Consider the following 12,826-nt stretch of genomic DNA (forward strand, 5'->3'; position numbering starts at 1 on the left):
GGCGTCGGCATCCATCAGCGCGTCGAGCGCGGTGGCGTCGTCGAGGCGGACCTTCATGATCCAGCCGTCGGCGTAGGGCGCCTCGTTGACGGTCTCCGGGGCATCTTCCAGGGCCTCGTTGACTTCGATGACCTCGCCGGCGATCGGCGCGTAGAGGTCGGAGGCGGCCTTGACCGACTCGATGACGCCGAACTCGTCGCCGACGGCGAGGGTCTTGCCGACCTCGGGCAGCTCGACGAAGACCACGTCGCCCAGCGCCTCCTGGGCATGGTCGGTGATGCCGATGGTCACGCTGCCATCGCCGTTGTCCAGGACCCATTCGTGGCTGTCGGCGTAGCGCAGGTTGGCGGGGATAGAGCTCATGATGTTTTCCTATACGAAAAAAGGTTTCCGGGTAGGCGAATGCTAACGCCCCCGGCGTCGTTTGGCGAGCCCCGGTGCCAACGACGCGTGGACCCGGGGCAGCGTCCTACAGCGTAGGCGGTTTGGCGTCGTCTTTCCTGATTGACTATCCAGGCCCAGGTCCCGGTGGCCTGGAGTGGGGCGGCCCATGGTCGCGAGGCGTCGCGCCGGTGGCTTGTCCAGGGTTGGCAGCGTCGCTAGAGTTGGGCATGTTTCCAATCGGAAACAGGCGGCGCGACAGCGAGGCCGAGGGAAGGGGCCGTCGGCACAGGCTCAGTGCCAGCTAGTCCCTATGGTTGCAGTTTGTGCTGGATGTCGCCGGATCAACAAAAATTTCGTATAGGAGACTGGAGCCCCAACGGAAGTATCCGCTATGGTACGCCTGTTCGTACTCGGTGGTTTCATCCGCCCGCTTGAGCCATGCACTCAGATGCATAACAACAATCAGTTTTGGGAGACACAACGTGGAAACATTAACCAATATATTGAGCGCGATCGAAGGCGTGGTCTGGGGGCCATTGATGCTGGTGCTGCTGCTCGGCGTCGGCCTCTACCTGCAGATCGGTCTCAAGCTCCTGCCGATTCGCAAGCTCGGCATGGGCTTTCGCCTGCTGTGGCGCGGCCGTGACACCGGCCCCAAGGGGGCCGCCGAGGGCGAGGGTGAGGTATCACCCTTCAACGCCCTGATGACTTCACTGTCGGCCACCATCGGTACTGGTAACATCGCCGGTGTGGCGACTGCCATCTTCCTCGGCGGACCGGGGGCGGTGTTCTGGATGTGGATCACGGCCCTCGTGGGCATGGCCACCAAGTTTGCGGAGGCCGTGCTGGCCGTTCGCTATCGCGAGGTCGACGAGGCCGGCGATCACGTCGGCGGCCCGATGTATTACATCAAGAACGGTCTCGGCAAGAAGTGGGCCTGGATGGGGAGCGCCTTCGCCCTCTTCGGTGCGGTTGCCGCCTTCGGTATCGGCAATACCGTGCAGTCCAACTCTGTGGCCGACGCCTTGGAGAGCTCCCTGGGGCTGCCGCACTGGATCACCGGCGTGGTGATCATGGTGCTGGCCGGCGCCGTCATCCTCGGCGGTATCCGTCGGATCGCCAAGGTGGCGGGCAAGCTGGTCCCGCTCATGGCCGTGGCCTACATCGTCTGCGGGGTGGTGGTGCTGGTGATCAATGCCGATCAGATCGGGACGGCGCTGGGAATGATCTTCACCCACGCCTTTACCCCCGTCTCGGCGGCGGGCGGCTTCGCCGGTGCCGCAGTGGCCAAGGCGATCCAGTTCGGCGTGGCACGTGGCGTCTTCTCCAACGAGGCTGGCCTGGGTAGTGCGCCCATCGCCCACGCGGCGGCCAAGACCAAGAACCCGGTGCGTCAGGGCCTGGTCGCCATGCTGGGTACCTTCATCGACACCATCGTGGTCTGCTCCATCACCGCTCTGGCGATCCTGACCACCACCTGGACCTCCGGCGAAACCGGCGCGTCCCTGACCGCCCTGGCTTTCAACGATGCGCTGCCGGGCGTCGGCCAGCACGTGGTGTCGCTGGCGCTGGCGGTGTTTGCCTTCACTACCATTCTCGGCTGGGCCTTCTACGGCGAGAAGTGCTTCGAGTACCTCTTCGGCGTGGGCGCGATCAAGTTCTATCGCGTGGTCTACATCCTGGCGATTCTCGTCGGCGCCGTTCTGCCGCTGGGCTTCGTCTGGCTGCTGGCCAGCGTCTTCAACGCCATGATGGCGATCCCCAACCTGATCGCCCTGGCGCTGCTGTCGCCGGTGGTCTTCAAGCTCACCAAGGACTATTTCGACGGTCTGGACGTGCTGCCGGGCGAAGAGCGCCAGTAAGGGCAGGTGGCGGCATCCGGCCCTGGCCGGGTGCCGCGCATCGCTTCCACTCATTCCAAGGGTGACACGACCGATGGACGAACAACGCAAGACACCGCTTCATGCCCTGCATGTCGAACTCGGCGCCAAGATGGTGCCCTTCGCCGGCTACGACATGCCGGTGCAGTACCCGCTGGGGGTGAAACGCGAGCACGAGCATACCCGCCAGGCCGCCGGGCTCTTCGATGTTTCCCACATGGGCCAGGTCCTGTTGCGCGGTCCCAACCCGGCCGAGGCGCTGGAGACCCTGGTGCCGGCCGATATCGTCGGCCTCGCCGAGGGCACGCAGCGCTACGCGCTGTTCACCTCGGAGGAGGGCGGCATCCTCGACGACCTGATGGTGGTCAACGCCGGCGATCACCTCTATCTGGTCGTCAACGCCGCCTGCCGTGAGCAGGACATCGCCCACCTGCGCCGGGGCCTGCCGGGTCACGAGGTAGAGTTGGTCGACCGCGGCCTGCTGGCGCTGCAGGGCCCCCAGGCCGCCCGCGTGATGCAGCGCCTGTGCCCCGAGGCCTGCGAGATGGTCTTTATGCAGCATGGGCGCTTCGAGATCGAGGGCATTCCCGTGTGGATCAGCCGCAGCGGCTACACCGGCGAGGACGGCTTCGAGATCTCGGTGGCGGCCGAGGATACCGAGGCCCTGGCGCGTCGTTTGCTGGCCGAGGAGGAGGTCGAGGCGATCGGCCTGGGCGCGCGGGACTCGCTGCGCCTCGAGGCTGGGCTCTGCCTCTACGGTCACGACCTCGACACCGACACCACCCCGGTCGAGGGCGGCCTGATCTGGGCCATCGGCAAGCCGCGGCGTCACGGCGGTGAGCGGGCCGGCGGCTTCCCCGGCGCCGACCTGATCCTGCACCAGGTGGCCGAGAAGGATCACCGCCGCAAGCGCGTGGGGCTGCTAGGCGAGGGCCGCGCGCCGGTGCGTGAGGGCACCGAGCTCTATGATGCCGACGGCGGCCACCTGGGTCGCGTGACCTCCGGCGGCTTCGGCCCCAGCGTCGGTCGGCCGGTGGCCATGGGCTACGTGGCCATCGAGGCCGCCGAGGTCGGCACCACTGTCTACGCCGAGGTGCGCGGCAAGCGCCTGCCGATGACGGTCAGCAAGATGCCTTTCGTCGCCCCGGGCTACTACCGCGGCTGATCGCTTCTTCGCGATCTTATACCGTTATCTCGCGTGCTCGATAAACAGCGGCCATCCCGAACGGGGTGGCCGTTTTTCATGGCGTTCGGGGGGGCAGGGATCAGCCGGGGCGGCCGCTCGCCGAGAGCGGGTGCACCCAGCGAAAGGTCAGGCTGATGCGCAGGCCCTCGATGCGACGCGGCAGCAGCGCATGCTGCAGGCGGCGCTGCACCCCGGGCCCCATCAGCAGCAGGCTGTCGTGGGGCAGCCAGGCGTTGAAGGCCGCTGCGTCGCGCCGCTTCCAGCGAAAGCGCAGCGGGCGCTCGGCGCCGAGGCTGACCGCCGCGATCAGCGGGTCGACGCCGAGCTCGGGCTCGTCGTCGCAGTGCCAGCCCATGCGCTCCTCGCCGTCGGCGTAGCGGTTGAGCAGCACGCTGTTGAAGCCCGCCGCCTGGCCGGCGTCGGCCAGGCGCTCGACCACGGCATCGCGGATAGCCGTGACCTCGGGGTGCCAGGCCTCGGGGCAGAAGTCGCGCCCCGAGTAGCGATAGCGGGCCTCGGGACTGCCCATCCAGACCTGATGGCGCGGGATCGGGTGCTCGCGACCGTAGAGGCGCAGGGTCGGACGCTGCCAGTCGAGCTCGCGGTCGAGCCGGATCAGCGCCTGGGCGGCGGCGGGCTCGCCGAGCAGGCCGGCGAACCGCGCCAGGGGCGGATCCTCGAGCAGGGTCTCGCGGGAAGAGAGCGACAACTGGGTCATCGCCTCAGGATGCCATCCCGTCAGGGGAAGAGGCCAGCGAGCCGCGGCTCGCTGGTCACGGCGACGAACTCAGCCGAAGAGGTGGAGGCTTACCATCGCGAAGGCCGTCCCGAGCAGGGCGCCGGCCAACACGTCGCTGATGTAGTGCAGCCCCAGGCCGACCCGTGAGATGGCGATCAGCAGCGCGACGGGGATCAACCACGGCAGCAGCCAGGCGGCGTGCACGGCGGTCAGCAGGCAGAAGAGCACCGCGTGCATGGTGTGCCCGCTGGGGAAGCTGTAGCGGTCGCGGGCAGGTTCGCCACAGCGGATGATCCCGGTGAAGGTGATGAAGGGGCGCTCGCGACACAGACGCGTCTTGAGCACGCGATAGCAGGCGATGGCGACCAGGGCGGTGGCGCTGTAGGCGAGCAGCCGCCGCCCGCCGCTCACGGGATCGATGAGCGGCTGGGCCAGGATCAGCCCCACCCACAGCGGCCAGTCGCCCAGCCGGCTGGCCAGGCGCAGCAGGGTCAGCCAGGGGCGGTGGACGTTGCAGCCGACCAGCCGCCGGCAGAGCTGCCACTCGATGAGGTCCAGGCGATCAAACACGGCAGGGGGGTGCGGCTTCATCGTCGATCTCCAGAGGCTGGATGAGGGTGGAGAGGAAGGTGTCGGCGATCGCCGACCAGCGATAGGACAGGGCGCGCTCGCGTGCCGCTCGACCCAGCCTCGCATAGCGGGCCGGCTGCTGGCACAGGGCGACCGCCGCCGCCTGGAAGCCGGCGACATCGTCGAGCGCCAGGCTGAGGCCGTTACGGTCGTGATCGATCAGCTCGGCGCCGGCGGCATGGCGAAAGGCGACCACGGCCAGGCCGCTGGCCATCGCCTCGAGCACCACGTTGCCCCAGGTCTCGGAGAGCGAGGGGAAGACGAAGAGATCGGCGCTGGCGTAGTGGCGAATCAGGCTCTCGCGATCGATGAAGCCGGTGAAGTGGGCCTGGGGGAGGGCACGTTCCAGCCCGGCGCGTCCCGGACCGTCGCCGACCACCACCAGGCTGAGATCCGGGCGCGCCGCGAGCATCGCGGAGAAGGTGTCGCGCAACAGGGCCAGGTTCTTCTCCGGCGCCAGGCGCCCCACGTAGAGGGCCACCGGACGATGGGCATCGCTCCCCCAGGCGGCGCGCAGCGCCGAGTCGCGGTGCGCCGGGGAGAAACGCTCGCCGTCGATGCCGCGCGCCATCACGCGCACGTTGGCGAAGCCCTGCTCGCCGAGCGTGCGGGCCTGGGCATGGGTCGGCACCAGGGTCGCCGCGGTGCGGTTATGGAAGTGCCTCAGGCGGCGCAGCACCAGCGGCGCCAGCCAGGGCAGGCCGTAGTCGCGGCAGTAGTGATCGAAGTTGGTGTGCCAGCCGCTGATCACCGGGATGCCCAGCCGGCGGGCGATGCGCAGTGCCGACCAGCCCAGCGGGCCCTGGGTGGCGAGGTAGATCGCCTGGGGGCGCTGTTGGCGCCACAGGCGCTGGATGGCGCGCCCGGCCGGCAGGCCGATGCGCACCTCGCGATAGCCCGGCAGGGCCAGGCCGCGCACGCGAAGCTCCGTCTCGATGCCCTCGGCCCGCGGCGCGGTCCGCGCGGCCGGGCGGGGGCGCACCAGCTGCAGCGCCACCCCGCGTCGATCCAGCTCGGCGTTCAGTCGGCCGAGGGTGTGGGCGACGCCGTTGATGTCGGGGGACCAGGTGTCGCTGACCAGGCAGATGCGCATGGCGCTCCTCGTGCGATGGCGGGCCCGAGCGGGCCTGACATCGCCGAGGATGGGCGTCGCTCATGACAGCCGCGCGACGCCGCGGTGACGATGACGTGACGCCTGCAGCGCTCGCGGCGGTCTGGGCAACACCGCGTTTACCGCAGCACCTGCGCGGGGTCCACGGGCTTGCCGCCGTGGCGCATGTCGAAGAGCAGGCGCGGGCCGCCGTCGTGGCGGCCGACCTCGCAGACCGGGGTGCCCCGCGTGACCCGCTCGCCGCTGCCCACCAGCGGCCTCTTGCACAGCGCATAGACGCTCTGCAGGTTGTCGGCGTGGTGCACGATCACCACCTGGCCGAGCTGGCGCATGCTGTCGGCGAAGCGCACCTCGCCATCGGCCACCGCCTTGGCGCGGCTGCCGGGCGCGGTGGCCAGCAGCATCGGCTGCAGGGCGCCGCGCGCATCGGTGCCGAAGGCGCGAGCCACCCGGTAGTCGTCCAGCGGCCAGGGCCAGCGCCGCGCCGAGGCGGGCAGGTCGCCGGGATCCGGCAGCTGCTTGCGGGACGGCCGAGCGGCCTTGCGGGTGCTGGCGGTGCTCGAGGCGGCCGTGCGCGTCGGGCCACTGCCCAGCGGCACCTGGATCCGCTGGCCGACCCTGAGCTCGGTGGGCACGATGCCGGGGTTGGCCGCCCGGATGCGCGTGGGGTCGGCGCCGAAGTGCCGGGCGATGGCGCTGTAGGTGTCGCCGGGCCGCACCCGGTAGCGGTAGGGGCCGCCGGAGGGTGCCCGCTCATCCCGGGCGGGCACCATCAGGCGCTGGCCCACCGCCAGGTGCCGGGCATCGACGCCGGGATTGAAACGCTCCAGGCGCACCAGCGGCACCTCGGCGCGCCGCGCGATCTGCCCCAGGGTGTCGCCACGTTGGATGGTGACCCACTCGCCGGCGATGCCGTGGCTGGGTCCGCCGTCGCGGCCGTGGCCGGCACAGCCGGCCAGCAGCACCGTCAGGGCGATCAGCAGCCAGCTCAGCGGTGGGCGTCGAGACGGCGATCCTTGTCCTGCCACAGGGCGTTGAGCCATGACTGGAAGCGTTCCTTGTAGTCCGTGTTGTCGTGATAGTCCCCCTCGAGCATCCAGGCGGGCACCTCCAGCCGTCGCGCCTCCAGCACGACCCGGCCCTCGCGGCCGCAGAGAAAGCCCCAGAAGCTTGGCGCGGGATTGTCGTAGTGCAGGGTGACGTCGAGGATGCCGCCGAGCCGGTCGCCGAGCAGGCCCACCACCTGGGCGATGCCGCCGGCGCGGGGCCTGAGCAGGTGCCGATAGGGAGCGCCCTGGGCGGCGTGCTTGGCGGGGGTGAAGCGGGTGCCCTCGACGAAGTTATAGATCGCGATGGGTCGCTCCCGGGCGTGGCGACACATGCGCTCGGTGGCCTCGCGGTCGCGACGCGCCAGGTGGGGATGGCGCTCGCGCTGCTCGCGGGTCAGGCGGCGCAGCATGGGAAACTCCATGGCCCAGAAGGCCAGCCCGACGATGGGGATCCAGATCAGCTGCCGCTTGACGAAGAAGTGCGGCATGGGGATGCGCCGGTGGAAGGCGAAGAACAGCAGGAAGATGTCCGTCCAGCTGCGGTGGTTGGAGAGCACCAGCCACCAGCGGTCCCGGGACAGGCCGTCGGGCAGTTGCAGCTCGAAGGGCGGGCGCAGCCAGCGGCGCATCCACCACAGATTGCTGCCCATCCAGTTGAGCGCGACCCAGTTGAGGGCCGTCAGGACCCGGCGGCGCCAGCGGCGCCCCGGCGTCACCAGCTTGACCAGGGTCAGCAGGATCAGCGGGATCCCCCAGGTCAGGGTGGTCAGGCTCAGCAGCAGGATGCTCACGAACCCCCTTAGGGTCGACATGCCTGTCTCCTTGACGGGTTTTACGAGGCGTTCATGCTAATGGATCGGCCGCGAGCTGCCCAGCTGAAGGGCTCAACGACGCGGTGAGAGCCCCGGGGTCTGGATGGTCTCGGCCAGCACCCGCTGCAGCGCCAGGGCGGCGACCGAGAGCTCGTGGCGGTTCCAGGTCAGCACGCCGACGTCGCGTTCGACGATCGGGTCCTCCAGCGGCACGCAGACCGCGCCGAGCTCCTGCATCTGCTCGATGCACAGCGATGGCACGGCGCTGACGCCCAGCCCGCTTGAGACCATGCGGCCCACGGTGGCCAGCTGATGGCACTCGAAGGTCGCCGGCAGGACGAGCCCGCGCCCCTCCAATGCCCGCTCGAGCAGCCGGCGCACCATGGAGGGGCGCTGCAGCGCGATGAAGTCCCGAGTCATCAGGGTCGCCCAGTCGAGGCTCGGCCGGTCGGCCAGGCGCGACTCGGCCGGTACCACGGCGACGAAGCGGTCGCGAAACAGCGGCGCGAAGGAGAGGCTGCCGGTGGCCTCGGGCTCGAACGCCAGCCCCAGCTCGACCTGGCGGGCGCGCACCATCTCGATCACCTGTTCGTTGATCACGTCGTGGACCGTGACGTTGACCTTCGGGTGGCGCTGTCGAAAGACCCGCAGCGCCGGCGGCAGCAGGTTGCTGGCGAACGACGGCATGGTCGCCACCGCCAGGCGTCCGAGCTGCAGGGTGAAGCGCTGGCGCAGCAGCTCCTCGGTGTTGTCCCACTCGGCGATCAGGCGCTTGGCCAGCGGCACCAGCGACTCGCCCTCCGGGGTGAGGCGCACGCTGCGGGTGCTGCGGATCAGCAGGCGGCCGCCCAGGCTCTCCTCGAGCCCCTTGATCGCCAGGCTCAGCGCCGGCTGGGAGAGGTGCAGGTGCTCGCAGGCCTGGGTGAAGCTCAGGGTTCGCGCCACGGCGAGGAAGGCGCGCAGTTGCTTGACGGTCATGGCGTGCTACCAAGGTCCAATTTATGAGGCAATCATATCAATCGATAAATAAAACAAACTTAACAAATATATTGGCAGAGGCAACACTGGCCTGACACTCTAGCCACGTACTCCCAGAGTTCGTTTCCCCACTCATCTCTCCACTCTCCACAACAACGCGAGGCGCCACGATGGCCGGATTCGACAAGCGTGTGACTTCCTACGAAGAGGCAATGGACGGCATCGAGAGCGGTATGACCGTGATCGCCGGCGGTTTCGGTCTCTGCGGCATCCCCGAGAACCTGATCGGCGAGATCAAGCGTCGCGGCGTGAAGGACCTGACGGTATGGTCCAACAACTGCGGCGTCGACGGCTTCGGCCTGGGCCTGCTGCTGGAAGACAAGCAGATCCGCAAGATCCACGCCTCCTACGTCGGCGAGAACGCCCTGTTCGAGCAGCAGATGCTCAACGAGGAGATCGAGGTGGTGCTGACGCCCCAGGGCACCCTGGCCGAGAAGATGCGCGCCGGCGGCGCCGGCATCCCCGCCTTCTATACCGCTACCGGCTACGGCACCCCGATCGGCGAGGGCAAGGAGGTGCGCGAGTTCAACGGTCGCCACTACATCCTCGAGGAGGCGGTGGTCGGCGACTTCGCCATCATCAAGGGCTGGAAGGCCGACCGCTACGGCAACGTCGTCTACCGCGACACCGCCCAGAACTTCAACCCGATGGCCGCCACCGCAGGCAAGATCACCGTGGTCGAGGTCGAGGAGATCGTCGAGCCGGGTGAGCTCACCCCCGACCAGATCCACACTCCGGGCATCTACGTCGACCGCATCATCCAGGGCTCCTTCGAGAAGCGCATCGAGAAGCGCACCGTGCGCGAGGGCTGAGCGCTCTCCGCACGTGACGTCCGGCCCGACCGCCGGCGCTTTTCCCGCTTCCACCGACCTACAAGAGGCAACACGATGGCACTCACCCGCGAACAGATGGCACAGCGCGTGGCGCGCGAACTCGAAGACGGCTTCTACGTCAACCTGGGCATCGGCATCCCGACCCTGGTGGCCAACTACATTCCCGATGGCATCGACGTGATGCTGCAGTCCGAGAACGGCCTGCTCGGCATGGGACGCTTCCCCACCGAGGCTGAGGTTGACCCGGACATGATCAACGCCGGCAAGCAGACCGTCACCGCCCGGCCGGGCGCGGCGATCTTCTCCTCCGCCGAGTCCTTCGCGATGATCCGCGGCGGCCACGTCGACCTGACCGTGCTCGGCGCCTTCGAGGTCGACCAGAACGGCAACATCGCCTCCTGGATGATCCCGGGCAAGCTGATCAAGGGCATGGGCGGCGCCATGGACCTGGTCGCCGGTGCCGAGAACATCATCTGCACCATGACCCACGCCTCCAAGCACGGCGAGTCCAAGCTGCTGGAATCGTGCAACCTGCCGCTGACCGGCGCCGGCTGCATCAACCGCGTGCTGACCGACCTGGCGTATCTCGAGATCAAGGACGGCGCCTTCCATCTGAAGGAGCGCGCCCCGGGCGTCTCCGTCGAGGAGATCAAGGAGCTGACCGCGGGCAAGCTGGTGGTGCCCGAGCACGTGCCGGAGATGACCTTCGAGGCCTGATCCTGCGCGCGCATGACCGTCGACGGCCCGGACCCCGCGTCCGGGCCGTTGTCGTTGGGGGAGGGAATGGAGTGCCGAAAAACTGATCACGGCGGGACGCGGCCCCCGTCATCCGGCTCGACGTGGCTTTCCCCGGGGTGATGCACAGCGTTATCCACAGATTCTGTGGATGATCCGGATCAGGTGAGTTCGCAGCGGGTGTGGTGGGGCAGCAGCAGCTCGGCGGCGCGTTCCTGGTTGGCGCTGACCTGCTTCTGTACCAGCGCCAGGCCGCCCAGGCTGATGCGGTGCTCGTCGCCGTCGGCGAAGGCCAGGCGCTGCGAGCGGGTGGCATAGAAGCGGTAGTCGAGCAGTGGCGAGACGGGGAAGAGGCCATGATGGCGATCGTCGCTGCCTTTGAGCCCAACCTGCTCTAGCCGCCCGTCGAGGGTCTTGATGTCCTGGCCCAGCCGCTGGCAGTCGAAGCCGACGTGGTGGACCCGCGGTCCCATCACCGAGAGCCAGCCGGCCAGGGGATGAGCGCCCTGCAGGAGCTGGTAGCTGTCCCAGTCGGGCATCGGCCAGGCGCGACCATGGCAGAGCAGCGCCTGGCTGCGGGCCTCCCGCGGGTCGGCGTCTTCGACCAGCGCCTTCAGGCGCTCCCGGGGCTGGCGCGACAGGGCGCCCAGCTGCAGTTCGGCGAGCAGCACCCAGCCGCCATGATCCGGCGCGCTGAGCAGCGTGGCGAGCAGGCCGCGGTCGGCCATCCCGTAGCGCTGCTGGGGGCGATAGCCGAAGCGCACCAGCGTCGGGATCAGCGATTCCATGGCCCAGGGGCCGTGATTGAGGGTCAGGATCGCCAGGTATTCCGCCGGCGCCTCCACTGGCCACAGCCGCAGGCCGCCGACGTCAGGATGGTGATGGACGTAGTCCAGCCACAGCTGCTGGACGAACTCTTCCCGTTGCATCGTGCCGTTTCCCCCGTCGTGATGCCCCGTTCGTGTGGCCCGTTTTCATCTGTTGTGCGCCCGCAGCGCCAGTATAGGCAGCGAGGTCGGGAGCACATTCAACGCGGGAAAGACGCAGCCTCACAAAGGCGGGTACCCACAACGAAAACGCCGCCACCCTGGGGTGACGGCGTCGATCACGGGGCGAGGGGGTGTCAGACGTTGGCCGCCATCAGGGCGTTGTCGCGCACGTACCGATCGAACTCGGTGAAGCCGCCGACGTGGGTCTGGTCGACGAAGATCTGCGGCACGGTGTGCACCGGCTGACCGATGGTCTTCTCCAGGTCGGCCTTGGTGATGCCCTCCGCCTGGATGTCGACGTAGCGGTGGCCCTCGATGGCGCCGGCGCTCTCGAGCCTCTCGGCCAGCGACTTGGCACGGACGCAGAAGGGGCAGGCGGGGCGGCCGAAGATGACGACGAACATGAAGTGGCTCCTGGCACGGCGAGGTGCACGGCAGTGGATGATGGGAAAGGAGGATCGGTATTGTGAAGGAGCGCACGCCCTTTCGCCAATAGCCCCCACCTTGGGCGGCGATGGGGGCGGGCTATCGGTGCCCACGAGACGGTGACGATCCGCCGACCGCCCTAGAGATCGACCTCGCCGGCGTCGGCGCGGCGCAGCAGATCGCCGAGGGCGACGTGGACCTCGGGGGCTGTCACCAGCAGGTTCTCGCCGTAGAGATCCTCCGGAATTCCCGCCGGGGCGGGATAGAGGTGCCCGGTGCGGGCGCCGGCCTCGCGGGCGATCAGCCAGCCCGCGGCGCAGTCCCAGGGCGAGACGCTCTCGTAGTAGGCGTCCAGCCGACCGCAGGCCACGTCGCAAAGGTCCAGGGCGGCCGAGCCGTTGCGTCGGACGTCCTGGCAGTGGCCGAGCACCGCGGTGAGGCGGCGCATCAGCGGCGGGCGGCTGTCGCGGCGGTAGGGAAAGCCGGTGCCCACCAGGCAGTGGGTCAGGTTGCCGGTGCGGCTGGCGCGGATCGGCTTTCCGTTGCACCAGGCGCCCTGGCCGTCGAGGGCGGTGAAGGTCTCGCCCAGGAAGGGCGCATGCACGACTCCCAGGCGCGTTTTCCCCTCGCTGGCCCAGCCGATGGAGACCGCCACGTGATGCAGGCCGTGGGCGAAGTTGACCGTGCCGTCAATGGGGTCTATGACCCACAGCGCCTGGGGGGTGGCGAGCGCCTTGCGGTCGGGGGCCAGCTCCTCGCTGAGGCGGGCCTCGTCGCCGAAGTGTTCGTCCAGGCGCTCGCTGATCCGCGTATCCACCTCGACGTCGGTGTCGGTGACCAGCTCATGGCCGTGCTTGTAGCGATGGCCGAAGGCCTGACCCTGGCGGGCCTCGATGATCATCTGGCCGGCCTCGCGGGCGATATCGACGGCGATCTCCAGGCGCTGGGCGGGGGTCATGGCGGCTCCTTGGCGGGTCAGTATCGAACGGCTTTCATGCTAGCAGCTCGCCGTGT

The 12,826-nt window shown here is 68.8% G+C and carries 14 protein-coding genes; 4 read left to right on the forward strand and 10 right to left on the reverse strand.

Translation table 11 applies throughout. The features are described 5' to 3' along the window. Positions 1-363: glycine cleavage system protein GcvH (gene gcvH, locus ABE957_RS04985; protein WP_349757579.1), on the reverse strand; the 363-nt coding region annotated here is incomplete at its 3' end. A gap of 503 nt (positions 364-866) precedes the next feature. Here gcvH and ABE957_RS04990 point away from each other — a divergent pair. Both ABE957_RS04990 and gcvT read left to right on the forward strand, forming a co-directional pair. Beyond that, positions 867-2,246, forward strand: a complete 1,380-nt coding sequence (locus tag ABE957_RS04990) for an alanine/glycine:cation symporter family protein (RefSeq protein ID WP_349757580.1) — start codon at positions 867-869, stop codon at positions 2,244-2,246. A gap of 73 nt (positions 2,247-2,319) precedes the next feature. Next, complete coding sequence (gene gcvT, locus ABE957_RS04995; protein WP_349757581.1) at positions 2,320-3,429, forward strand: glycine cleavage system aminomethyltransferase GcvT; 1,110 nt, start codon at positions 2,320-2,322, stop codon at positions 3,427-3,429. A 100-nt stretch (positions 3,430-3,529) separates the two neighbouring features. Here the strand turns inward: gcvT and ABE957_RS05000 are convergent, their stop codons facing one another. The 6 genes from ABE957_RS05000 to ABE957_RS05025 form a co-directional block, all read right to left on the reverse strand. After that, the gene (locus tag ABE957_RS05000) at positions 3,530-4,168 is read right to left on the reverse strand and encodes an alpha-ketoglutarate-dependent dioxygenase AlkB family protein (RefSeq protein WP_349757582.1); all 639 of its coding nucleotides are present in this window, start codon (positions 4,166-4,168) and stop codon (positions 3,530-3,532) included. A 69-nt stretch (positions 4,169-4,237) separates the two neighbouring features. Then, positions 4,238-4,780, reverse strand: coding sequence for a phosphatase PAP2 family protein (locus ABE957_RS05005; RefSeq protein ID WP_349757583.1), 543 nt, complete (start codon positions 4,778-4,780; stop codon positions 4,238-4,240). Beyond that, positions 4,752-5,912: a glycosyltransferase family 4 protein gene (locus tag ABE957_RS05010; RefSeq protein ID WP_349757584.1), complete on the reverse strand. Its 1,161-nt coding sequence runs from the start codon at positions 5,910-5,912 to the stop codon at positions 4,752-4,754. Before ABE957_RS05010 ends, ABE957_RS05005 begins: the two co-directional genes overlap by 29 nt. 137 nt (positions 5,913-6,049) lie before the next feature. Continuing rightward, positions 6,050-6,973, reverse strand: a complete 924-nt coding sequence (locus ABE957_RS05015; protein WP_349757585.1) for a LysM peptidoglycan-binding domain-containing protein — start codon at positions 6,971-6,973, stop codon at positions 6,050-6,052. Beyond that, a complete protein-coding gene (gene yihG / locus ABE957_RS05020; protein ID WP_349757586.1) occupies positions 6,919-7,791 on the reverse strand; it encodes a 1-acylglycerol-3-phosphate O-acyltransferase, YihG family in 873 nt (290 codons plus the stop codon). The genes ABE957_RS05015 and yihG overlap by 55 nt, the downstream gene beginning before the upstream one ends. Before the next feature lie 72 nt (positions 7,792-7,863). Continuing rightward, positions 7,864-8,769, reverse strand: coding sequence for a LysR family transcriptional regulator (locus tag ABE957_RS05025; RefSeq protein ID WP_349757587.1), 906 nt, complete (start codon positions 8,767-8,769; stop codon positions 7,864-7,866). Between the two features lie 170 nt (positions 8,770-8,939). Here ABE957_RS05025 and ABE957_RS05030 point away from each other — a divergent pair, with 170 nt between their 5' ends. Then, positions 8,940-9,641 (forward strand): CoA transferase subunit A, encoded by a 702-nt coding sequence (locus tag ABE957_RS05030; protein WP_349757588.1) that lies wholly within the window; start codon positions 8,940-8,942, stop codon positions 9,639-9,641. A gap of 75 nt (positions 9,642-9,716) precedes the next feature. Next, on the forward strand, positions 9,717-10,379 hold the full coding sequence (locus tag ABE957_RS05035) for a CoA transferase subunit B (RefSeq protein WP_349757589.1): 663 nt from the start codon (positions 9,717-9,719) through the stop codon (positions 10,377-10,379). Positions 10,380-10,558: 179 nt separating this feature from the next. Here the strand turns inward: ABE957_RS05035 and ABE957_RS05040 are convergent, their stop codons facing one another. The 3 genes from ABE957_RS05040 to ABE957_RS05050 form a co-directional block, all read right to left on the reverse strand. Then, complete coding sequence (locus tag ABE957_RS05040) at positions 10,559-11,326, reverse strand: VOC family protein (RefSeq protein WP_349757590.1); 768 nt, start codon at positions 11,324-11,326, stop codon at positions 10,559-10,561. A 194-nt stretch (positions 11,327-11,520) separates the two neighbouring features. Next, on the reverse strand, positions 11,521-11,790 hold the full coding sequence (locus ABE957_RS05045) for a GrxA family glutaredoxin (RefSeq protein ID WP_349757591.1): 270 nt from the start codon (positions 11,788-11,790) through the stop codon (positions 11,521-11,523). A gap of 161 nt (positions 11,791-11,951) precedes the next feature. Continuing rightward, positions 11,952-12,770 carry an inositol monophosphatase family protein gene (locus ABE957_RS05050; protein WP_349757592.1) on the reverse strand — a complete coding sequence of 273 codons (819 nt, stop codon included), beginning with the start codon at positions 12,768-12,770 and terminating at the stop codon, positions 11,952-11,954. Positions 12,771-12,826 lie beyond the last annotated feature (56 nt).

This window comes from Halomonas pelophila (genome assembly GCF_040196315.1).
GTDB classification, from domain to species: domain Bacteria; phylum Pseudomonadota; class Gammaproteobacteria; order Pseudomonadales; family Halomonadaceae; genus Halomonas; species Halomonas pelophila.

Excerpts from the sequence above, each read along its gene's own strand:
- gcvT (WP_349757581.1), top strand. The coding sequence starts at position 2,320 with ATGGACGAACAACGCAAGACACCGCTTCATGCCCTGCATGTCGAACTC.
- ABE957_RS05000 (WP_349757582.1), bottom strand. The coding sequence starts at position 4,168 with ATGACCCAGTTGTCGCTCTCTTCCCGCGAGACCCTGCTCGAGGATCCG.
- ABE957_RS05005 (WP_349757583.1), bottom strand. The coding sequence starts at position 4,780 with ATGAAGCCGCACCCCCCTGCCGTGTTTGATCGCCTGGACCTCATCGAG.
- ABE957_RS05010 (WP_349757584.1), bottom strand. The coding sequence starts at position 5,912 with ATGCGCATCTGCCTGGTCAGCGACACCTGGTCCCCCGACATCAACGGC.
- ABE957_RS05015 (WP_349757585.1), bottom strand. The coding sequence starts at position 6,973 with ATGGCTCAACGCCCTGTGGCAGGACAAGGATCGCCGTCTCGACGCCCA.
- yihG (WP_349757586.1), bottom strand. The coding sequence starts at position 7,791 with ATGTCGACCCTAAGGGGGTTCGTGAGCATCCTGCTGCTGAGCCTGACC.
- ABE957_RS05025 (WP_349757587.1), bottom strand. The coding sequence starts at position 8,769 with ATGACCGTCAAGCAACTGCGCGCCTTCCTCGCCGTGGCGCGAACCCTG.
- ABE957_RS05030 (WP_349757588.1), top strand. The coding sequence starts at position 8,940 with ATGGCCGGATTCGACAAGCGTGTGACTTCCTACGAAGAGGCAATGGAC.
- ABE957_RS05035 (WP_349757589.1), top strand. The coding sequence starts at position 9,717 with ATGGCACTCACCCGCGAACAGATGGCACAGCGCGTGGCGCGCGAACTC.
- ABE957_RS05040 (WP_349757590.1), bottom strand. The coding sequence starts at position 11,326 with ATGCAACGGGAAGAGTTCGTCCAGCAGCTGTGGCTGGACTACGTCCAT.
- ABE957_RS05045 (WP_349757591.1), bottom strand. The coding sequence starts at position 11,790 with ATGTTCGTCGTCATCTTCGGCCGCCCCGCCTGCCCCTTCTGCGTCCGT.
- ABE957_RS05050 (WP_349757592.1), bottom strand. The coding sequence starts at position 12,770 with ATGACCCCCGCCCAGCGCCTGGAGATCGCCGTCGATATCGCCCGCGAG.